Origin of the sequence: Spirosoma lacussanchae (assembly GCF_005870035.1) — a bacterium.
In the GTDB taxonomy this organism is placed as follows: Bacteria; Bacteroidota; Bacteroidia; order Cytophagales; family Spirosomataceae; genus Spirosoma; species Spirosoma lacussanchae.
The window spans coordinates 1,990,271-2,011,829 of record NZ_SWJG01000001.1 but is presented as its reverse complement, the minus strand read 5'-3'; the positions used below and the strand labels follow the sequence as shown (position 1 = coordinate 2,011,829).

The 21,559-nt window shown below is 52.7% G+C and carries 20 protein-coding genes; 17 read left to right on the top strand and 3 right to left on the bottom strand.

Annotated features, from left to right (window positions below):
* Positions 1 to 20: 20 nt before the first annotated feature.
* The 13 genes from FBR45_RS08340 to FBR45_RS08280 all read left to right on the top strand — a co-directional run bounded on the left by FBR45_RS08340 (position 21) and on the right by FBR45_RS08280 (position 13,886).
* The gene (locus FBR45_RS08340; protein ID WP_138501062.1) at positions 21 to 674 is read left to right on the top strand and encodes an acetyltransferase; all 654 of its coding nucleotides are present in this window, start codon (positions 21 to 23) and stop codon (positions 672 to 674) included.
* Positions 671 to 1,849 carry a glycosyltransferase family 4 protein gene (locus FBR45_RS08335; protein ID WP_138501060.1) on the top strand — a complete coding sequence of 393 codons (1,179 nt, stop codon included), beginning with the start codon at positions 671 to 673 and terminating at the stop codon, positions 1,847 to 1,849. The genes FBR45_RS08340 and FBR45_RS08335 overlap by 4 nt, the downstream gene beginning before the upstream one ends.
* Positions 1,850 to 2,992, top strand: coding sequence for an acyltransferase family protein (locus FBR45_RS08330; protein ID WP_246082152.1), 1,143 nt, complete (start codon positions 1,850 to 1,852; stop codon positions 2,990 to 2,992).
* On the top strand, positions 2,989 to 4,023 hold the full coding sequence (locus tag FBR45_RS08325) for a glycosyltransferase family protein (protein WP_138501058.1): 1,035 nt from the start codon (positions 2,989 to 2,991) through the stop codon (positions 4,021 to 4,023). Before FBR45_RS08330 ends, FBR45_RS08325 begins: the two co-directional genes overlap by 4 nt.
* 97 nt (positions 4,024 to 4,120) lie before the next feature.
* Positions 4,121 to 5,080 carry a glycosyltransferase family 9 protein gene (locus FBR45_RS08320; protein ID WP_246082151.1) on the top strand — a complete coding sequence of 320 codons (960 nt, stop codon included), beginning with the start codon at positions 4,121 to 4,123 and terminating at the stop codon, positions 5,078 to 5,080.
* Positions 5,077 to 5,904, top strand: a complete 828-nt coding sequence (locus FBR45_RS08315; protein ID WP_138501054.1) for a DUF5672 family protein — start codon at positions 5,077 to 5,079, stop codon at positions 5,902 to 5,904. Before FBR45_RS08320 ends, FBR45_RS08315 begins: the two co-directional genes overlap by 4 nt.
* 8 nt (positions 5,905 to 5,912) lie before the next feature.
* A complete protein-coding gene (locus FBR45_RS08310; RefSeq protein WP_138501052.1) occupies positions 5,913 to 6,926 on the top strand; it encodes a glycosyltransferase in 1,014 nt (337 codons plus the stop codon).
* An 18-nt stretch (positions 6,927 to 6,944) separates the two neighbouring features.
* On the top strand, positions 6,945 to 7,976 hold the full coding sequence (locus FBR45_RS08305) for a hypothetical protein (protein ID WP_138501050.1): 1,032 nt from the start codon (positions 6,945 to 6,947) through the stop codon (positions 7,974 to 7,976).
* Between the two features lie 113 nt (positions 7,977 to 8,089).
* Positions 8,090 to 9,199, top strand: a complete 1,110-nt coding sequence (locus tag FBR45_RS08300; protein WP_138501048.1) for a glycosyltransferase family 4 protein — start codon at positions 8,090 to 8,092, stop codon at positions 9,197 to 9,199.
* An 8-nt stretch (positions 9,200 to 9,207) separates the two neighbouring features.
* Positions 9,208 to 10,098 (top strand): glycosyltransferase family 2 protein, encoded by an 891-nt coding sequence (locus FBR45_RS08295; protein ID WP_138501046.1) that lies wholly within the window; start codon positions 9,208 to 9,210, stop codon positions 10,096 to 10,098.
* 51 nt (positions 10,099 to 10,149) lie between these two features.
* Positions 10,150 to 11,529 carry an O-antigen ligase family protein gene (locus FBR45_RS08290; RefSeq protein WP_138501044.1) on the top strand — a complete coding sequence of 460 codons (1,380 nt, stop codon included), beginning with the start codon at positions 10,150 to 10,152 and terminating at the stop codon, positions 11,527 to 11,529.
* A gap of 21 nt (positions 11,530 to 11,550) precedes the next feature.
* Positions 11,551 to 12,714, top strand: a complete 1,164-nt coding sequence (locus tag FBR45_RS08285; protein ID WP_138501042.1) for a glycosyltransferase — start codon at positions 11,551 to 11,553, stop codon at positions 12,712 to 12,714.
* A gap of 20 nt (positions 12,715 to 12,734) precedes the next feature.
* Positions 12,735 to 13,886: a glycosyltransferase gene (locus FBR45_RS08280; RefSeq protein ID WP_138501040.1), complete on the top strand. Its 1,152-nt coding sequence runs from the start codon at positions 12,735 to 12,737 to the stop codon at positions 13,884 to 13,886.
* A 27-nt stretch (positions 13,887 to 13,913) separates the two neighbouring features.
* Here the strand turns inward: FBR45_RS08280 and FBR45_RS08275 are convergent, their stop codons facing one another.
* From FBR45_RS08275 to FBR45_RS08265, 3 genes are all read right to left on the bottom strand, one after another.
* Complete coding sequence (locus FBR45_RS08275) at positions 13,914 to 14,762, bottom strand: polysaccharide deacetylase family protein (protein ID WP_138501037.1); 849 nt, start codon at positions 14,760 to 14,762, stop codon at positions 13,914 to 13,916.
* Positions 14,763 to 14,838: 76 nt separating this feature from the next.
* Positions 14,839 to 15,603, bottom strand: coding sequence for a methionyl-tRNA formyltransferase (locus FBR45_RS08270; protein WP_138501035.1), 765 nt, complete (start codon positions 15,601 to 15,603; stop codon positions 14,839 to 14,841).
* Positions 15,604 to 15,671: 68 nt separating this feature from the next.
* On the bottom strand, positions 15,672 to 17,648 hold the full coding sequence (locus FBR45_RS08265; RefSeq protein WP_138501033.1) for a sialate O-acetylesterase: 1,977 nt from the start codon (positions 17,646 to 17,648) through the stop codon (positions 15,672 to 15,674).
* Positions 17,649 to 17,782: 134 nt separating this feature from the next.
* On the opposite strand from FBR45_RS08265, the gene FBR45_RS08260 reads away from it, so the two are divergent.
* The 4 genes from FBR45_RS08260 (at position 17,783) to FBR45_RS08245 (ending at position 21,460) form a co-directional block, all read left to right on the top strand.
* Positions 17,783 to 18,724, top strand: coding sequence for a glycosyltransferase family 2 protein (locus FBR45_RS08260; protein WP_138501031.1), 942 nt, complete (start codon positions 17,783 to 17,785; stop codon positions 18,722 to 18,724).
* Positions 18,681 to 19,304: a WcaF family extracellular polysaccharide biosynthesis acetyltransferase gene (locus FBR45_RS08255; protein ID WP_138501029.1), complete on the top strand. Its 624-nt coding sequence runs from the start codon at positions 18,681 to 18,683 to the stop codon at positions 19,302 to 19,304. Before FBR45_RS08260 ends, FBR45_RS08255 begins: the two co-directional genes overlap by 44 nt.
* On the top strand, positions 19,301 to 20,080 hold the full coding sequence (locus FBR45_RS08250) for a glycosyltransferase family 2 protein (protein WP_138501027.1): 780 nt from the start codon (positions 19,301 to 19,303) through the stop codon (positions 20,078 to 20,080). Before FBR45_RS08255 ends, FBR45_RS08250 begins: the two co-directional genes overlap by 4 nt.
* Before the next feature lie 171 nt (positions 20,081 to 20,251).
* Positions 20,252 to 21,460, top strand: coding sequence for an MraY family glycosyltransferase (locus FBR45_RS08245; RefSeq protein ID WP_077919940.1), 1,209 nt, complete (start codon positions 20,252 to 20,254; stop codon positions 21,458 to 21,460).
* The last annotated feature ends 99 nt before the right edge of the window (positions 21,461 to 21,559 follow it).

Below are 21,559 nucleotides of genomic sequence, written 5' to 3'. Positions count from 1 at the left end.
TCATCATTCACTCATAAACTATGGCAAACGTTATCATCTTTGGCGTGATGGATACAGCCGAACTGGCTCATTTCTACCTCACGCAGGACTCGGAACACGACGTAGTGGCGTTTACCGTGAGCCGCGAGTATTTGGCCAGTACCGAGTTCCGGGGTTTGCCGGTTGTGGCTTTTGAAGACGTAGAAACGATTTACCCGCCACAGGATTTTAAGTTCTTTGCGCCCATGACCGGTCGGGGCATGAACCGCAACCGCGAACGGATTTACCTGGAAGCAAAAGCTAAAGGCTACGAATTCATCTCTTACGTCAGCTCAAAAGCCACGCTGTTTGGCAACCAGATCGGCGAAAACTGCTTTATTCTGGAAGACAATACCATTCAGCCCTTCACCACCATTGGTAATAACGTAGTGCTCTGGAGCGGCAACCATATCGGGCACCACGGCCAGATTAAAGACCACGTTTTTTTCACCTCGCATGTGGTCATGTCGGGGCACTGCGTCATTGAGCCGTACTGCTTCTTTGGGGTGAACAGCACCATCCGCGATTTTCTGCATATTGCAACCGGAACGCTGGTCGGCATGGCCTCTGCTATTTATAAAGACACCGACGAATGGGGGCTTTATATCGGTAACCCAGCCAAAAAATTACCCAAACCCAGTTACGAAGCATATTGAAACTTTTGTTTATCGGCCACGATGCCAATCGAGCCGGCGCCCAGTTGGTCCTGTTAAACCTGATGCGACTCCTGAAAGCCGAAGGCTATCAGATGCATCTGCTCCTGGGCGAAGGGGGTCCGCTCCTGACGGACTATCAAACCATCTGCCCCGTTACTGTATGGCCCCCGGCCAGCCGCTACGTTGTGGGCGCGGTGGCCGATAAGGTACTCGGGAAAGTAGGTCTCTGGCAATCGATGCATGCCCGCCAGGCAGCACAGCAGCAGCAGGGCATCCGGGAGCAACTGGGGCTCGACACGGTCGATCTGGTATTCGTCAACACGGTTACCAGCAGCCGGTGGTTCAGCCAGTTATCGATTCCCGCCCAGGTTCCGGTGGTTACGTTTGTTCACGAACTGGCCATGTCGGTCCGAATGTATACCCGCCCCGACGAGTTGAGCCAGCTCCTGACCCGAACCAATCAGCTGCTGGCCGTATCCAGCGCGACCGCCCGGTACTACATTGAAGAGCATAACTTTGACCCGAACCGGATTACTCAGTTTACCCTGATCGATACGCCCGCGCTGGTCACGGCCGTCCGGAAAGCGAAAGCCGAACCCTTATCGGTTCCGGGCATTCCTGCCGATGCGCGTCTGGTTGGAGGCTGCGGAAATGCCGAATGGCGGAAAGGAAACGACCTGTTCGTTACCCTGGCCCGACAGGTCATAGGCCGCTCATCGGGCGCTCCGGTTCATTTCGTCTGGGTGGGGGTTCCGCCAGGGCCGTTGCACGATGACCTCTGGCTCGACATTCGAAAAGCGGGGCTGGCTGACCGGGTCCATCTGATACCGCCCACCCCGGATGTTCTGCGCTACATGAGCCGGTTCGATGTATTCGTACTCTGCTCCCGCGAAGACCCTTATCCGCTCGTCATGTTCGAAGCGGGCTTGTGTGACGTACCTGTGGTTTGTTTCGACAAAGCGGGGGGCGCCCCCGAACTGGTGGAGTCCGACGGTGGATTCGTTGTTCCCTATCTCGATCTGGACGCCATGAGCAGCCGGATCATTGACCTGCTTGACCAGCCCGAACAACGCCGGCAGATGGGGCAGCGGCTGGGCCAGAAAATACTGGATCGACATCCGGCGCAGCAAAGTGTCGCTACACTCGTAACTTTGTTCGACAAACTAACCGCCTGAATGCTGAATCCGTTTTCCGGTTCAATCCGGTCTCCTCATCCAAGCACGGCAACGGCGTCGTCGGTCAGCGTCCGCTCGGGCCACATGCCCCAGCTGGATTCGCTGCGGACCATTGCGGTCATGCTGGTGGTGATTTACCACTGGTTTCCGACTGGCGTAGGCATCAACCGACTACCCAACGGGTCGATGGGGGTTATGATTTTCTTTGTGATCAGCGGGTTTCTGATTACCCGGATTTTACTAGACAACCGCAACCGGATCAGTCTGGGCAAAGCAACCGTAGCGGGTACGTACCGCAACTTTTTCATCCGGCGGGTTCTCCGCATTTTTCCGCTGTATTACCTGATACTGACGGGGGTCTGGCTGCTGATTCCGCAGCATTCTGACATCAACGAACACCCCCTCTACTACTACCTGTACGGCTACAATATCCTGCTTCACCAGACCGGAAACTGGTCTGACGTGCTGTCGCCCTTCTGGACACTGGGCGTAGAAGAGCAGCTGTACCTGGTCTGGCCCTGGATCGTTCTGCTAACGCCCCGGTCGGCCTTCCGCTGGGTAATTGGCGGTATGATTGTACTGGGTGTTTTGTTTCGGGCCTACGGCTACGCCCGGGGCGATATTGATGGACTTCTCACCCCCGCCAGTGCCGATGCCTTCGGGCTGGGGGCTCTCTGGGCATATGTGCTGGTTGACCAACCAGCCGCTGAGGATACCGTACGAAAACGACTGGGCCTGATTGCCGGTCTGGCTTTTGCCGCCTTTGTCGGCATCCAGTTCCTACCTGATGACCACCTGATTACGGTCTTGTTTCAGCGGCTGGTATTATCGATACTGGCGCTATTTGTTGTCTCCCATGCCAGCGCTGGTATTGGCGGCCCCATTGGGCAGGTGCTGAATAATCGAATCCTGCTCTACATAGGCCGGATCAGCTACGGAATTTATGTATTTCATATGCTCGTTCCCGGCCATATTGTTCCGATTCTGTTCCGGATCAGTAGCCGGCTGGGTGTCTCATTGACGCTGGGGTACTGGTCACATCGCCTGTTCAGTCTGGCGGTGCTGATCGCCATCGCTTCGGCCTCCTGGTACGCCTTTGAAAAGCCAATCAACGACCTCAAACGTTATTTTTCGTATCGATGACTCTCGCTTTCACGATCTGCTCTGTCAATTACCTGGCCCAGGCACGCACCCTGGGTGACTCGCTGCGGCAGACCAACCCGGACTATCGGTATATCATCGGACTGGTCGATAAGCTGAGCGAAGCTAACTTACCCAACGAACTGGTACCGGATTATACGATGCTGGAGGTCGACCAGATCGGTATTCCTGATTTCGCGGCCATGTGTGACCGGTATGACATCACTGAACTGAACACCGCCGTAAAGCCGTTTTACATCGACTATTTTTATAAGGAATACCCCGATGCTACCGAAGTCATTTACTTCGACCCGGATATTATTGTTTACCAACCGTTGCGTAAATTAGATCAGGATCTGAAGCAGTACAGTCTGGTATTAACCCCTCATACTTGTTCCCCAACGCCAGACTGGGAGCGGCCGAATGAGCAGCATCATCTGAACACGGGTATATTTAACTTAGGATTTATTGGACTTCGTAATGATAGTATAGCCAGGCAATTCGTATCTTGGTGGAAAGACCGGCTGGTGTACGAATGTCGAATTGATTTGTGCGAAGGTCTCTTTGTCGATCAGCATTGGGTTAACTTTGCTCCCGTTTACTTTGACAACGTATTGATTGAGCAGCACCTGGGCTATAATGTTGCCTACTGGAATCTGCACGAACGAATACTTGGCAAAGACGAAGCTGGTCAGTGGGTCGTAAACGGTCCGGATGGTCGTCCGGCCGCCCCCTTACAGTTTTTTCATTACAGTGGTTACAACCCCTCCCGCCCCGATGAGGTCTCTAAATATCAGACCCGATACACCTTTGCCCAGGAAGACGCAACGGCTGCCGCAGCGCCCGAGCGACAACGGCCCGATGCCAAGCCCTTGTTCGACCTGTATCGCGACCGATTATTGGCGAACTACAATGATCAGTACCGGCAGTACCCCTGCATCTATATAAAACCCCCGGTAGTATTGCGGTATCAGCGGGTCCGAAAACTACTAAAAGCACCGTTCAACCGAGTTATTGCGCGTTTAGAATCGTAGAAATTGTATGGGTTTCCGACCAGGCTCCGAATGGCACCAGTTCCGAACACTCTGGACATATAGATACCGAAAGTATACTCATATTGCCGGTAAATTCGTGTCTTTTGCGTTAAAGTATATACACCTGAAGCGGCTTAAACTAAAAGCGGGTGGGCGACCGCTGGTGGCTATTATCCTGTCGGAACAGATGGGCGACATCATTGCCTGCGAACCCGTGGCGCGGGATGTCCGCAAACGTCATCCGGATGCGTACATCATTTGGGTAGTTCGGGAAGCGTACATAGAGCTGGTTAAACACCACCCCGACCTGGACGGCTACCTGGTCGAAAAGTGCCCCAGCGAACGAATGTGGCTTATCCGTTCAGGGATTTACGACAAGGTATATAATCTGCACATATCGCACCGAAAATGCCAATATTGCCCCGAAGATCCCATTAATCCAACGGCGGATCAGATCGGCCTGACGTTCGATAACTACTACCACAGGGGCGACCTTTTGTACATGTTTTCGCAGGCGGCCGGCTTACCAGCCCTGACCGACGAACCCAGGATGTACATTCCGGAACCGGTGCGGGAGCGGGTAGCATCGCTGAAACTACCAGCCCGCCCCATTGTGATACATTGCCAGTCGAGTCATGTGCTGCGCGACTGGCCAGCCGAGAACTGGAACCGGCTCGTACAGTGGCTCATCGAAACGTACCGCTATCCCGTCATTGAAATAGGACTTAAACCCGTTGTGCATATCAACGACAGTCAATATATCAGCGTTTGCGGTCAGTTAAGCCTGCTCGAAACCGCTGAACTTATCCGCCATGCCCGTCTATTTATCGGTATTGACAGTGGTCCGGCCCATATGGCCAATGCCGGAGGTACCGAAAGCGTGCTGCTACTCGGTAAACTTTTTGATTTTGTGGACTACCTGCCGTATTCAGGTCGTTATAAACGGGGGGAGGGTGTAACGATCCTGAACAAGTTTGGATACCCGTGCGCCGAATTACCTTATGAGTGGGTACAACAGGCTGTAGCACAACGGCTTGGCCAGCCAAAATTTGTATGAATCATTCTTCGCCGGTCAGTGTGGCCGTTGTCATACCCGTCTACAAAACGTCGCTTACCGAGTACGAACGTATCTCTTTTGTGCAATGTATTTCAGTACTAGGTAATTATCCTGTTTTACTGGCCAGTCCGCATAATCTTGATATTTCCGAATACCGTAAAATATACCCAACTTTACGGGCGAAAACGTTCGACGAAGCTTACTTTGCTGATATACAGGGCTATAACAAGCTAATGTTGTCCGAAGAATTTTACCAGGCTTTTGCCGAAACCGAGTATATGCTTATTCACCAACTGGATGCATTTGTCTTTCGGGACAGTTTGACAGACTGGTGTCAACTGGGCTATGATTACATAGGAGCTCCCTGGCTGCGCGATCGCGATTTTTACAACTGGCGCGACAAAATGTGGTTTCGGGTTAAGCAGCGCGTAGCCACCTGGCTCGATTTAAAAAAGCCGGATGGGATGACTCCCCGGGAGATCATCAGTCTCAACGGGGTAGGTAACGGGGGGTTATCACTACGGCGGATACCCGCTATGCTTCAGGCGCTCCAAACATTCCGAAGCAAGATCGAGACCTATGAGCAGAGACCTGACCACCAGTATAACGAAGACGTTTTCTGGGGGGTTGAGGTAAACCGATACAGGCCTTTTCTACGCATTCCTTCGTATCGTACGGCGCTGCATTTTGCAGTTGAATTTTACCCACAATGGGCCATAGAACACTACAACAAAGGTGAATTACCCTTTGGCTGTCATGCCTGGAACATTCATGGTACAGATTACTGGCGTCCAATCTTCGCTAAATACGGCTATCAAATTTGAGTGAGTGTATGACTCGGCCAACTATTTCGATTGCCCTGTGCACCTATAACGGTGCGGAGCATCTCACAACCCAGTTGCGAAGTCTGGTTGCTCAAAAACAGCAACCAGACGAGGTCGTTGTCTGCGATGACCAGTCGACAGACGATACAATCAACCTCCTGCAACAACTCGCAGCCGAGGTTCCGTTTCCAATACGCATCTTCGAAAACACTCATCGGCTAGGGTACAACAAAAACTTTGAGCGGGCGCTCTCCGAGTGCACCGGCGATCTGATTTTTATTTGCGACCAGGATGACTACTGGCTGGCCGAAAAGATCAGCACCATGACCGATTACATGGTGCAACACCCCGAAGCCCAGCTTGCCTTCTGCGACGCCTGGGTTACCGATGAACAGTTACAGGGGCGGCAATCTCGCTTTTGGGAATGGGTTCGGTTCGATCAGGAGGCCCGCCAGCGCTGGTATTCGGGTGATATGATGGAGGTCATGCTGGAAGGCAACCGCGTTATGGGCTGCGCTACCGTGCTTCGGCGTTCATTTCTGACAGTAGCCATGCCTTTCCCCGATTCGGTTCCCGGCTATATCTACGACGGATGGCTGGGCCTGGTAGGCGCTACCAACAATGTGATCCACTACATCGATGAACCCCTCCAGCTGTACCGCACCCACGTACAGCAGCAGGTAGGCATCCGCCAGCAGGAACCCGCCGAACGAATACGGCTACGGGATCGGCTCGCCCGTCACCGCAGCAAGAAGCTGGCTCCCCTGCGCGAAAAGCAGGCTCAGTTAGCCGCAATCACGCAGCTGCTGAGCGGACGAGTCCCCGAAGACTCACCCGGTATGCAGGCGCTACGCCGTCGGCTGGCTCATTTTACGATGCGAAGTTGCCTGCCTCACGACCGACTTCAGCGAATCAGCCCGGTTCTGAGCAACCTGCGGCAAGGGAATTACCAACGGTACGCCGATGCATCAGCCAATTGGCTCGCTCCTTACCTAGCGGCCTTGGGGGATATACTCGAATGAGTTAGTTTTGCGCCTACTGTGCTACTAACTCTCTGTACCATTCGCCAATTGCCGCAGGCTATTGCCCTCGGTGATAGTTTCTCCCGTCACGCACTTCAGCCCAACGGCCAGCCGGTGCGTGTCCTGATCGGCCTCGTTGACGATCCTGCCCGTTTACCAGCCGACTTTGTGTCGCCCTATCCGCTGCTGCCCGTCGGTGAGGTTTTACCCGCCGAGCAGCTAACGGCGCTGTCGGCGAAATACACGCCCACCGAATTCGCGGCCGCTTGCAAGCCCCATGTCATTGCGCATGTGTTCAGGCACTTTTCGGATGCCGACCAGCTCATTTATGCGGACCCCGCCATTCAGTTTATGGGGCCGGTAACGCCGGTCTGGGAAGCCCTTGCCAACGCAACCATACTGCTGACTCCGCACATTACCCGGTCGCCGGCGTCCGGGCCGCAGCCTGGTGGCGCCTGGCCCGACGAAAAGCACTTTCAAAACATCGGGCTGTACAGCGCTGACTTTCTGGCTTTTCGTCGCTCGGCCGAAACCGATCGCTTCCTCGCCTGGTGGCAGGATCGGGTTACCGAGCGAGCCTATATCGACTTCTGCGCCGGTTTGTGTACCGATCAGATCTGGCTGATGCATGTTCCTGTCTTCTTCCGGGACGTGGTCGTTGTCAAAAACCCGGGCTGGCATCTGGCGATCTGGAACTTACCGGAACGCAGCCTGCAATCGTTGGGAACCAGCTGGCTTGTGACGGGCCCCATGGGTCAGAACCAGCCGTTGGTGTTCGTCAACCTGAAAGGGCTTACCAATCCGAACGATGGGTTTTTCCCCCACCAGAATCGAGTCAAACTCCCTCACCAGTCCGATGTTCAGGCTTTGCTGACCGCCTGTAGGTCTACCCTGTCGGCACGTCGGCTAACGTTTCCCGAAGCCCAGGCCCCTGCTTACGGCAAACAGCCCGAACCCGTCATATTGCGGGGCTGGAAACGCAGCACCGTGCAGTCGCTCCGGCTGGTTACGCGTTTTCTGGATCAGGTACCCCTACCGGCCATTCGGTAAGTTCTGCCCCTCAATCCTATGGCGCTTGTCTGGGAATTGTCGATAAAAACTTTAATTTTGCAGGCACTATTTCTCAGAAAAATACAAACTCGCGAGTTTGTAGATTTCCCTACATGAAAGTTCTATACGACCATCAATCGTTCACAGGCCTGACCTATGGGGGCGTTTCCCGGTATTTTTTTGAACTGATGCGTTCGTTTGCCAAACGGCCTGATGTCGAGTTTGAGTTATCCCTGCGATTATCCAACAACGAGTATCTTGACCAGGTATCTTTTAGCCGCCACCTGCGTTACCGTAACCTGGCCGACTTACCGAATGCCAACCGGATAGCCTCTGTCCTGAACCGATTGTATAGTCTGCAACGCATACGCGCCGGCAAGTACGACGTGTTTCACCCCACGTACTATCACCGGTATTTCCTGAACTCGATTGGTAACCGCCCCTTCGTCATCACGTTCCACGATGCGACCAGCGAACGCTACGGCGATCAGTATCCGGATGTTGGTAAGGGTTTGTACGACGTAAAAAAACAACTCTTACGCCGGGCTGATTGTATTATTTCTGTGTCGGAATTTTCGAAAGAAGAGATTCTGCGCTACTTCCCGATCAACCCTGACAAGATCAAGGTGATTCACCTGGGTACGACCCTGGCCGAACAAGTCAACACCCCATCGTCCGCAACGCCCGGACTACCTTTCCCGTATATCCTTTACGTTGGTAAACGGGGGCTTTACAAAAATTTTGATGGCTTTTTCCGCGCCATTCAGCCGGTTTTACAACGCTATCCCGACCTGCATCTGGTTTGCGGAGGGGGCGGCCTGTTTAACCACGATGAACAGGCATTGTTCCACGCAGCCCGGCTTGCCGACCGGGTTCATTACCGGCCCGTTACCGATGCCGGTCTGCTAAGTCTGTATCAGCACGCCCGCGCATTCGTGTTTCCGTCTCTCAATGAAGGCTTCGGCATTCCGGTGCTGGAAGCGTTCAGCGGTGGATGTCCGGTGGTCCTGAGCGATCGAAGCTCCTTACCCGAAGTGGGGGCCGATGCGGCCATTTACTTTGATCCGGAAGATGACGACTCGATTGCTACTGCGGTAGAACGGGTGGTTACCGACGAATCCCTGCGGGCCGAGCTGCGCCAGAAAGGCACCCGCCGTCTTCAGGATTTTTCCTGCGACAAAACGGCCCGGCAGACGCTGGAAGTTTACCAAAACCTGCTCTGAGTAAGCCTATGCCTGTATCTGATTCGTTACGTAATTTCGTTACTAAACCCTACCAGCCGCCGGTTGAGAAGGCTGACGGTAAGGCTTACCCTAAACTGACCGTGGTTACACCCTCGTTCAACCAGGTAGAATACCTGGAGCGAACGATCCTGAGCGTGCTCAACCAAAACTACCCTAACCTGGAGTACTTCATCATCGATGGCGGCTCAACCGACGGCAGTGTCGAGCTGATCAGACAATATGAGCCTTATCTGGCCGGGTGGGTCAGCGAAAAAGACCGGGGACAGACCGACGCCATCAACAAGGGATTTCGTCGGGCCACAGGCGATTATGTCGCTTTCCAGAACTCGGATGACGTCTTTGCGCCCGGTGCCTTTGAACGGATAGCTGAAGCCTGGCGACAATCACCGCAAACCGATGTTTTCTTCGGCGATATGTACATCACCGATCTGAACGACGTTATTCTTGAAGAACTACGTGTACCACCCTTTCGTATCGAATGTCAGATTTACGAAGGTATGCAGGTTTTTAACCAGTCGTTGTTTATCCGGCGCAGCCTCATGAACCAGGTTGGCTTTCTGGACGAGAGTTTGCGATTCGTCATCGATTACGAAATCGTCACCCGGCTGGGTGTGCAGAAAGGGGTCCGGTTTCAGCACGTCAACGGCTTCTGGGGCGGTTTCCGGGTTCAGCCCGACGCCAAGTCATCGACCATTGCCAGCACCGTTGGGCTACAGGAACACGAACAGATTAAACGCAAGTTTCAGCCTCAGCTCCGGAGTCCGCTGGGCGAATGGTTCTGGAAACGATACGCTCGTGTGCGTAAATTGACAACGTTTGTCCTACAGGGCGAATTCGGGTATGTATACCATCGGCTGTCGCGCCGGCAACATCGGTAAGCGCGCAGCTGTCTAATTATTTTTAGTGAATCGGCTAATTGATCCGACGTAATGGCTAAATTCATTCGCTTACTTCAGACGCTCGACCTCATGCGCATGGTGGTGGGCATCTGTATTCTTCTGGATGGTTATCCGCTGATCTTCTTTTTCCGGGATGCCCTGCGCCTGGCACCGGGTAACTCTACGTTTACGGCGGTAGCGATGGCGGGTGGCCTGCTGCTCATGATCCCCTTCACGGTGTTACGTCGGTTGTACCGACCCAATATCACCATGTTCTGGCTCGGTATCGCCTTTCTGATCCTTTGCGTGCTGTACATGTTTGTTTACAACGGCGTGCCTGGCTTCAAGGATTACGACCGGGACATGATTTATTATGCTTACATCCTGATCTTCCTGTTTTTGCTGATCAACATCCCGAACGATGTTATCCAGGTGTTTATACCGGTTGTGGTTCTGTTCACGCTGGTATCTAACCTGGGGCTGATTTATTCGCTGATTACCGACCCAACCTGGACAATCGGCCAGCGAGCCACGATCTCGCTGAACAACAGCGATGAGGGGTCCGGCAACCCGCACGCCTTCTCGCGTAATGCCTTTATGGGTCTGATCGCCTGCGCGATCTGGCTCCTTAACCCGCAAACCAATATTCTTTTCCGGCTCCTGTCGCTGTTTGCGGGGGTCCTCAACCTCGCGGTGCTGGTACTGACCCAAACCCGCTCGGCCATCGTTGCCCTGATCATTGCGGTTGTCTTTTTTGTTTACTTCAATGTCCGGCCCGCCCAGATCCGTACGGCGGTCCGAAGTTTATTCCGCCCCATGCCAATCGCCGTTATCGTGATTGGTCTGATCGGCATTAGTTTCTTCTTCCGGAAGTATTACGATGCCTATGCTATTCTGTATGGATACGTAATCGGGTTTATGGAACGGAACCTGGAGAACGTATATGCCTTGCTGGGGTTAAGCGCGAACTCCGGCTACAAAGCCACGCTCGACGATTCGGCCGCGAACCGATCGGTGAGTGCCCTATTCTTTACCAACGTGCTGGAAGGGCACCCGCACCGGCTCATTCTGGGGTATGGCTATAAATTCCTGTATCTGGATATTCCGCTGATTGAATCACTGACCAATCAGGGGGTCTTCGGCTTTGCACTCTTCGGTATTCTGAATGCGATGGTGCTTCGGTACGCCATCCGAAGTATGAGTACGAACCCCAATGAGCTGAGCGTTTTTCTGGCTTACTTTTATATGCTGATACTCGTTCAGCTCTTTACCAACGGACGACCGTATGACATCACGTTCTGGTTTCCGCTGGCGGCCATGATTCGGTTTATGGGGGTCGAACATCTGCTGCCAGCCCATCTGACCAAACGGCCGACGCCGAGTGTTACCAGCGAACTCATTGCTGTCAGGCCTGTTGCCTTACCCAGTTAATCACTGCTTTATCAACGCCAGATGCGCATTCTGATCGTTCATAATATTCTTTGGGCGCACTATAAATCAAGCGTTTTCCAGGCGTTGCAGCATTTAATTGACCCGCGGCCCGACAGTACGCTGATGGTGTTGCAGATAGCCCGTAACGAACGTTCACGCGCTGGGCTCGAATCCAGCCAGGCCGATGCTCCAACCTATACCTACCCGTACGAGCTCCTGTTCGACCGGTATCTGGAAGAGGTAGGTCTACAGGAACGAAGCAGCGCCCTTCTTAACCGGGCCAGGGCTTTTCGCCCCGATGTGCTGTTACTGACTGGCTATTACGATCCGGCTCAGCTTCTGTTGCTGCTCTGGGCCAAAGCTACGGGCGTGCGCGTTGTGATGCAGAACGAAAGTACAGCGGCCGATCACCAGCGTGGAGGCTGGAAAGAGCAGCTGAAGCGCTGGATACTAAGCCGCTGCGATGGTTTCTTCTGCTTCGGTAGCCAATCGGCCACCTACCTCATCCAACTCGGCATTTCACCCAAAAAAATTCTTCTCCGCAAAAACTCCGTCGACAATACAGCGCTCCGAACGGCCTATCTACAGGCCAGACAGCACCGGTTGGCCCATCAGCACTCGCTGGGTATCCGGACCCGGAACTTTGTGTTTGTCGGTCGTCTTATTCCGGTCAAAAACCTGAAAGCCCTGCTAAACGCCTTTGCCGACGCGCAGGCTCAAGCTGAACATGCAGCCGACTGGGGCCTGATTTTCCTCGGCGACGGCCCTGAAAAAAGCGCTCTGTCTGAACAGGCGGCTATACGCGGAATGAGCGACGCGGTTCATTTTTTGCCGGGCCGGCCCTGGTATCAGGTACCGGAGGTATTGGCCATGAGCGATGTACTGGTCCTGCCAAGCCTGTCAGAGCCATGGGGCCTGGTGGTCAACGAAGCCATGGCCTGCGGCCTGCCCGTTATCGTGTCGAACCGCTGCGGGTGTGCGCCTGATCTGGTACGGCATGGCCAAAACGGCTTCGTGTTCGATCCGGACCAACCCGACGAGCTAACCCGGCATTTGCTCTCGTTCATGAACGGCACTGTCGATGCCGACCAGCTGGGTCAGTCAGCTCTGGCTCATATTGCTCCATACGCCCCCGAAGCGGTTGCACAGGACATGCTCGACGGGTTCATCAAACTCACTACATAAGCGGTTATTTCGCGAGACATATGCGAATTCTGAACATTTGTGCCTACTCATGGGAAACAGGAGGTCCCCCAAAAATCATCTTCGACCACACTCAGGTTGTACTGCGTCAGGGTCACCAGGTCGATATTCTGAGTCCCATCTCGCCCGGCGAACGTCCTTACCCGGTACCTGAGGGCGCGCGGCTGATTCTCTGCAAACGAACACCCGGTATCAGCCGATTCTTCCGGGAGTTTTCGGGCGAATTGTACCGCTTTCTACAGAAGCATGTCCGCGACTACGATGTCATCCACTGCCATGGGCTATGGCACTTTGGTACGCTGGCGCCGTTTATGCTCGACCGACAGGTAGCCAAGGTCATCACCATTCATGGCGTACTTGACCGCTGGACCTACGCCCAGAATAACTGGAAAAAGCGCATCATGGATACGCTGGCGCAGAAAGCCTACCTTCGCCGGGCCGATCTGGTGCACATCAACAATACCGACGAGCGTGAAGACGTGCTGCGGTATCTGGGTTACCAACATCCCAACGTGGTCATCATTCCGAACGGGGTCAAGATGAGTGATTTTGCCAGCTTACCCGCCAAAGGTACTTTCCGAGCCAAATTCGGTTTGCCACTCGACCAGAAAGTAGTTTTGTTCCTGAGTCGGCTAAACAAGAAAAAAGGCCTCGATCTACTCCTGCCCGCCTTTCGGGAGTATGTACGCCAGCATCCAGGTACAGTGCTTGCCCTGGCTGGTTCTGACGACGGTTACGAGGCCGAAACCCGGCAGTTTATCGAGCAAAACAATCTGGGTGATTCGATTCGGATGGTTGGAATGCTGACCGGCGACGATAAAAAAGCCGCACTGGCCGACGCTGATCTGTTCACGCTGCCCTCCTACTCCGAAGGCTTTTCCATGGCCGTGCTCGAAGCCATGGCTGCCGGTACTCCGGCGCTGGTATCTGATCGGGTTGGGTTTGGAGAAGCCATTCGTGAACACGAGGCCGCCGGCCTGGTCGACTTAACGCCTGAAGGTGTACGGGCGGGACTGGAACGCCTGCTGGGCGACGATGCTCTGCGGGAGCGGGTCCGGCAGAACGCTACAAACCTGCTCCGGACTCAGTACGACATTGAGATCGTAGCGAAACGGCTCCTGGACGAATACAGTCGGGTGGCCCGGAAAAAATAACCCGCCGGGATCCAGGCCCGGCGGGGTCTATACATCCCGCCTGATCACCTTCGACCAGTCGACCTGCCGTTCGGCTTCGGCCAGGTCGATAAACGGAAAATCTTTCAGTAGCTTGTGCAGCTTAGGCCAGCAGTGTTTAAGACCGTAGTAGGACTTGAACTGGCGTACCCGGCTCAACCCCGGAATCATCGGCTGTCCGGCGTCGAAGTCGCGGGGGTGAAAGTAGGTCATCACGTAGTCTGACCGGCGCATCAGGCTCCAAATGGCGGTATACGGTAATAACCGAAAGTATCCGCCACCCGAAAAGATCAGATCCTGCCCCAGCACGGCGGCTGTGTTGATCGGGAACTCTTTCAGCAGCGTTCCGCCAACGTTCAGGTAGCCCGGCTCAAACATGCCCAGCGACGCATCGCCCCCATGGGCCCGGCGGGCTGAAAACACCGAACAGTCAATTTCGATCCCCTGCTCAATCAGGATCGGGAATACCCAGCGGTTATACTCTTTGATGGAAAACCCCGGCGCCCGGTACGACCGCACTTTCTTGCCGGTCAGGTCCTGTAGGTGTTTGATTGACCGCTCCAGGTCGGCCTGAAAATCGGCAGGAGTCTGCTCATAGGCCAGCTGGTGCGCGTACGAGTGGGTTGCTACTTCGTACCCGGCCGCATCGATCCGTCGAATCACATCGGGGTGCTTATCGGCGACCCAGCCCAGACAGAAAAAGGTGGCCCGGCTTTTCGTTTCATCCAGCAGCTGGAAGATTCGATCCATGTTCTCATAGATCCTGGTTTCATAGCGTCCCCATTCGGCTTCGGTCCGGGTCGACGCGTTGTCCAGAATGTGAAACCACTCTTCAATATCAAATGTCAGAATATTCATAACTAAGGATGAAGGGAAAGATGGGTAAAGAAACAGGACTCAGGCAAGTGTCCAGCCTCTTGGGCCTTCCTCCTTTTCAGTAAAACCGTTTGCCGGCTTTTAGAAACTCGTTGACGTCGTTGCGGGTGGGAAACGAAAAGTAGGTCATCTGAGACGCGTCGTTCTCGATGAGCTGATAATCACCACTATGGATCTTATCGATCGATTCAAGAATGGCGTCCATACCCATTTTCTTCGTAACATCGATTAGTTCAGCCTGGCTCCGGTTGCCGATCTCCAGTTTATTCTGTACCAGAATTGGCCCGCTATCGATGCCTTCATCGACAAAAAACACCGAAACCCCCGTATGGGTCTCGCCATTTTTCAGCACCCAGAACGACGGCATCAGTCCCCGATACTTCGGGAGCAGCGCCGTGTGCAGATTAATACAACCGTGGGTAGCCACGTCGAGTAGCTTCTGTTTGAAGATCTGGTTGCCGGCAATTGAGACCAGGAGATCAGGTTTATAAGCCCGCAGTTTCTGCAGATTTTCTTCTTTATTGATATTCCCTTCTATATGCACCAGGGGAATATTCCGGTCAGCCAGCACTTTCCGAACGTTGTTACGACTATCGAGCTTCGAGGCTACGAACTTAAAGCCATACCGAATGAAGAAGGGTAACCCAAAAATATCGTACGTCTTCTTCATCTTATCCTTAAAGCTCTCACGCTTGCCAAAGGGCGATACGTCAAACACTACCGTTGCTACAACTTCGGCATAGGGTGGCAATTTTTTCAGCAGGTAGTCAATGTTGCGGGCGAGGTAGAACGGATCGTCCTGCGTGAGAATAACTAGGCGCATAGATAAGTGAATCACAATGATGACAGCGCAAAACTACGGAATCCAGCGCAAAGCCAACGCGGATTCGCTTACCGTACAATCAGCTTCCGCTGTACAGTATGCCCCTGAGTAGTTCCCAGGTCGGCAACATACAGCCCGGTAGCCAGTCCGTCGAGGGCTATCGCGACTGTTTTACGGGCGGGACCCGTCCAGCTTTTAACCAGCCGACCCGTCAGGTCGCGCAGGTCGATGCGGGTAATCTGTAGCTGATCGGATTCTATGTGCAGCTGTTGACCGGTAGCCACAGGATTGGGATAGACCTGCACCAGCGGGGCCGTAGGCTCGATACCCAGCACCAGAGGCCGTCCCATGACCACGTTGCTGTATTGCGACTCGGAGACCGCGCTGAACGCCCGCATCCGGTAGTAGTAGATGCCGAACGGATCGGGCAGGTTTGTGTCGGTAAACGAAGCTTCACGCGCCGTTAGGCTGGCAATCTGCCGGAAGTTTACCGGCGTTCCATCGGCCCGCTCAATAATCTGTACCTGCGCCGTTGGCAGCGCGGGCCAGTTGAGTTGAATTTCCTTCTCGGAGATGGGTTTGGCGGCCAGTGTGCTTACGGTTGGAATAGCATCAGCCACGGGAAATCCATCGAATGAAAACGCCCGCATCCCGCGTTTATTCCGGAGTGTGGGACCATCGAAGAACGTCGACGTTGGCGGGTTTGAATACTCTGATGGCAAATAGCGTAAAAACCGCGCCGTAGCAGGCCCTTTCAGCGCCAGCTTAACCCGATTCTGCTGGGCGCTTCCGGCCACCACCCAGCCTGGCAGCTCATCCAGGTAGAAATAATCCTTCTGATATTTTACGTGACTACCCGGTCCATTGGCGAAGTTAACGGTTGTATCTGCTTTCCAAACCATATCCATTCCAGTATCGAAAACGAGTGTTATCGAATCTTTGCGTGTGTTATAAAAAGCCTGTTTGATATCTGGGGAGTTGATTTGTAAGGTATCGGCAAACCCGTAAACATCACGGGCTATTTGACGGAACTGCTCAAAAGCCATCTGCTTATGCCCTTCTGCTGTATAGTGGATACCATCATAACCTCGGGACCCAACAGTGGCAATGGTCTCTACATTAGAGAACAAAGACTTGGTCCGACGCTGAAAGTCCCGTAAGGCGGCAGCCCCTTCTAGCCGGGCCGTTCGCAGAATATTAATTTGCCCTACGTAGACACGAACGTTGCCATAATCTTCGCGAATTTGACTGTACAGCTGTCCAAACTTCTGATCGTAATTTGTCGGGTTACTACCAGCCTCTTCCTCTCCTTGTTTCCAGATAAACCCTTTTACCTGATTTGCTACGCCAGCCCATTGTGCCCGGCTTAGCAGCTGCCCGTAATACGTAATTATATTAGCTGGATTGGCAGGATCGCGAGCCGTTAAGTCAACAATACCTGTTCCTCCTACAGCCCCGTTTAAAACAAGAGTGGGCATGTTATAGGTGTTAACGATCAGGCGCTGCAACATAATACCGAACCCACCCACGCTGGCATACGGATCCGTAACCTGATACCAGTCTATAGATTTCAAATCGTCTGAATAGGCACAATTACGCAGGAATCGATCTTCCGGCGCTATACCGTAACTGTCTAGTTCGGCAAGGGCTTTGGCGTTCGACTGGCCATGTATAATATAAATATCGCCACAAACGATTCGACTTCGTTGAGCAATTAATACGGAATCTGTTTTGGTGTACAAATAAATCTGTAATCCGTATTCAGCCCGTTCGGCTTTAATGGTGGTGCTGAAGCTGAATGGTTTTTCGGGCTCGCCTACTAGAGTCTGACTCAGTATGCCGGTTACGACTCCTTCTCGTAGTACTTTCACGGCAATACGCTCAAACTCGCTCCAGGTTACAGTACCGCTCACTACGATTTTTGCCTGATTTTGAGCATCACGCGGATAGAGCTGTAGATTGCGGGGCAGTTCGGTAAATTTTACCTGACCCGAAACCGAAAAATAGTATAAAATCAATAAAAGGGTACAGTAAAGTCGCTTCATCGGCTTTTTCCCGTCTAAAAAAAGTTATAATATTGCGTCGACAATCGGCGCGTGGATAGTGGCGTAAAAATAATACCGGAAAGGCATTATTCGTATCGCAGACATGTTCTTTCGATTGCTTCCGTATACAAGTTATGACTGACGTTTCTGTCATCATTTTGACGTTCAACGAGGAGAAACACCTCGCCCGGTGTTTACAAAGTCTGCAATCATTTACAGACAAAATCTTTATCGTTGACTCGTTTTCGACCGATCGCACGGTAGAGATTGCTCAGTCAATGGGCGCTGTCGTGGTTCAGAATCCCTGGGTCAATTATGCTACCCAGTTCAACTTCGGTATTGCCAACACGCCTTTCAAGACAGGTTGGCTCATGCGAATGGATGCCGACGAGTATGTATTGCCTGAATTAGCCCGTGAAATCACAGAGCGATTACCCACCCTGGCGGCTGATATAACGGGCATTTATGTGAAACGTCGAGTTATGTTTTTTAACCGCTGGATGCGTCGTGGCGGCTATTATCCAATCTGGTTACTGCGACTGTGGCGCCGTGGTCAGGGCCTCTGTGAGGAAATCTGGATGGATGAGCACATTAAACTGGCGGACCAACAGGGTTCACCTGCCCAAACCACTCAGTTTCAACACGATCTGGTAGACCACAACCTGAACAACCTAACCTGGTGGACCCAGAAACACAATCAGTACGCGATTCGGGAAGCTATCGATTTGCTGAATATAAAGTATAACTTCGAAGATGCCAAACGAGTAACGCCAAAGTTATTCGGATCTCAGGAACAGCGCACGCGGTTCCTGAAATTACAATATGCTTCGTTGCCTTTGTTTACCCGGCCCTTTTTGTACTTTTTGTACAGGTACATAATCAGGCTAGGCTTTCTGGATGGCCGCCCGGGTCTGATGTGGCATTTCTTACAAGGCCTCTGGTATCGGTTCCTGGTCGATGCCAAACTCTATGAAGTTTATCATACAGTTGGTCACGATAAGCAGGCAATCATCGATTATTTCCAATCAGAGTATGGCAAGAACCTCAAACCCGGCCGCCCCCACCCCGTCAGCTAGCGCAGCCTCAGCCGGGGATGCCTCTTCGGATACCAAGACCGATCTGGCCCGCTTTGACAATGGCTGGTACCAGCCGGGGCCACGCTGGAAAATACTGCTGTGGTTTCTGGCAAACTCGGTGTTTTTGAATAACTACCTGCCTATACCTATCGCTCTGAAAACCGCCATCTTGCGGCTTTTCGGTGCTAAAGTAGGCATTGGTGTCGTCATTAAGCCGGCTGTCAATATTAAATACCCCTGGTTTCTGACAATCGGCAACCATGTATGGATCGGCGAGCAGGTATGGATCGATAATTTAAGTGAGGTTGTTATAGGTAACCATGCCTGTCTGTCGCAGGGGGCTTTGCTGCTTACGGGCAATCACGACTACCGGCGTGTTACGTTTGATCTGACAACCCGTCCTATTATTCTTGACGAAGGGGTGTGGATCGGTGCCAGAGCGGTAGTTTGTGCCGGGGTACACTGTCAGTCGCATGCTGTGCTGTCGGTAGGGTCGGTAGCCACCCGTTCACTCAGCGCCTATGGTATTTATCAGGGAAACCCGGCCGTTCTGGTCCGCCAACGAATTATTACTGCGTGAAAGTATCTATCATAACGGTTGTCTACAACGGCGCCGAGCATATCCGGGATTGTATTGAGTCGATCCTGAACCAGACCTACGCTGACATCGAATACATCGTTGTCGACGGACAGTCGACCGATGGTACCGTTGATATTGTCAAGTCGTACGGCACGAGAATTGCGCGATTTATTTCAGAGCCGGACAAAGGGCTGTACGATGCCATGAACAAAGGAATTGGTCTGGCTACCGGCGACGTAATCGGCTTACTCAATGCGGATGACTTTTATCGACACGACCGGGTTGTCGACCATGTTGTAGCCACGTTTCAGCGTAGTGACAGCGATGCTGTTTATGGAGACATGTTGTATGTTGATCGCAACGACACCAATCGGCTTAGGCGCTACTGGCGGTCGGGCTGGTACAGTCCAAACGCTTTTTTATGGGGCTGGATGCCGGGCCATTTGTCTTTTTTTGCCAAACGGCAGCTCTACGTACAGCACGGCCTATTCCGGCTCGACCTGAAAAGTGCCGCTGACTACGAGCTACTGCTACGGTTTATTCATAAGAACAAAGCTAAACTGGCCTATATGGATGAGGTAACGATTGTGATGCGGGACGGCGGAGTCAGCAACAAAAACGTTGGTAACCGGCTGCGCGCTAATCGGGAAGACCAACTGGCCTGGAAACTAAACGGACTTACTCCTTATTTTTTCACTCTATGGCTGAAGCCCCTGCGCAAGATAAGTCAGTACGTAACCCGCCCCCCTCACCCGCCCGGTTCGCCTGTACAGTAGAGCCATAAGCCGTTTGATCAAATTTTTCTTGTGATCTTAAATTAACAATTGATTTTTACGCTCCCTGCTGGGCCTGGTAGATACACACTCCTCTAACCAAAAAAGCAAAAAGGGGCTAGACGAACGGAGATACCAAACTCTGAATCACGCCATCACTAAACGACCAGCCTTATGAACATTGATTTATTTATTGCATACTTACAGCATAAGTTTGGAGAGGATATCTTCACACTTGGCCTGTATCAGTGCATATTATCCTTTTTAGTTGCCTGTTTTGTATCGGTCGTTTCTATCCCGGTAGTCATTAAGATTTCTGAGCTGAAGTCGCTGATGGAAAAACCGGGTGAACGTCGCTCTCACTCAACACCAACGCCCACCTTTGGCGGTATTGCCATCTACGCTGCCATCCTGATCGCCTATTTTCTCTGGCCCAGTATCGACCAGACCGATATATACCGCACGAACCTGTCCGTTGCCGGTATGACCATCCTGTTTTTTATCGGCATTAAAGATGATCTGGTTGGTATAGATCCGACCAAAAAGATTCTCTTTCAGGTAGTTGCAGCCATGATTCTGATCTTTTTTGGCGATCTCCGGGTAGATTATCTGTACGGCATAATGGGCTTTCACCACATTGCAGAACTGGTGGGTATCCTGCTGACCTGCTTCATTTTTATCGCCCTGACAAACGCCATTAACCTGATCGATGGAATTGATGGCCTGGCGGGGGGAATTGCGACAATTGCCAGTGCTACATTTGGCGGGTGGTTTCTACTGACGAATCATTTTGCCATGGCCTGCATGGCGTTTACGTTATCGGGGGCGCTGATTGGTTTTCTACGGTTCAACTTCTCGAAGACCAGCAAGATATTCATGGGTAACACCGGATCGCTGATCATTGGCTTTATGCTGGCTTTCTTCGCCGTTCGGTTTGTGAATCTTAACGCATCGTTCCGCTACGAACCTACCGCTTTCTTCAACGCGCCAATCATTGCGATCGTCATCCTGATCGTTCCGATTTTCGATACGCTGCGGGTATTTCTGGTACGTATTCTGGCCGGGCGCTCTCCGTTCTCGGCTGACCGGAACCACATGCATCATATCTTGCTTGACAATGGTCTTTCCCATGCCGGCGCAACCGCTGTGCTGTGTGGCATATCGTTCCTGAACACGGTCCTGTTCTTCCTGCTCCACCGTAATATATCCAACACCATGTCATTGCTGATCCTAATTGCGCTCTTCGGCATATACATGGTGGTTAGCTTCACGCTTAAAATGCGTGTAAAGTACGTTTCGACCCATCCCCGGCGTCGTAAAGCAGTTCTGCGCCGTGAGCTCCAGAACGGTATCGTTGGCAAACGCATCGTTGACTATTTATAATAACTGAATCACTTCCAGCAAAAGCCCCCTGGTCATCTGGCCAGGGGGCTTTGTCATATAGGATCGCAACCAGCAAATAGGAGTATCCGGTTGCTCATG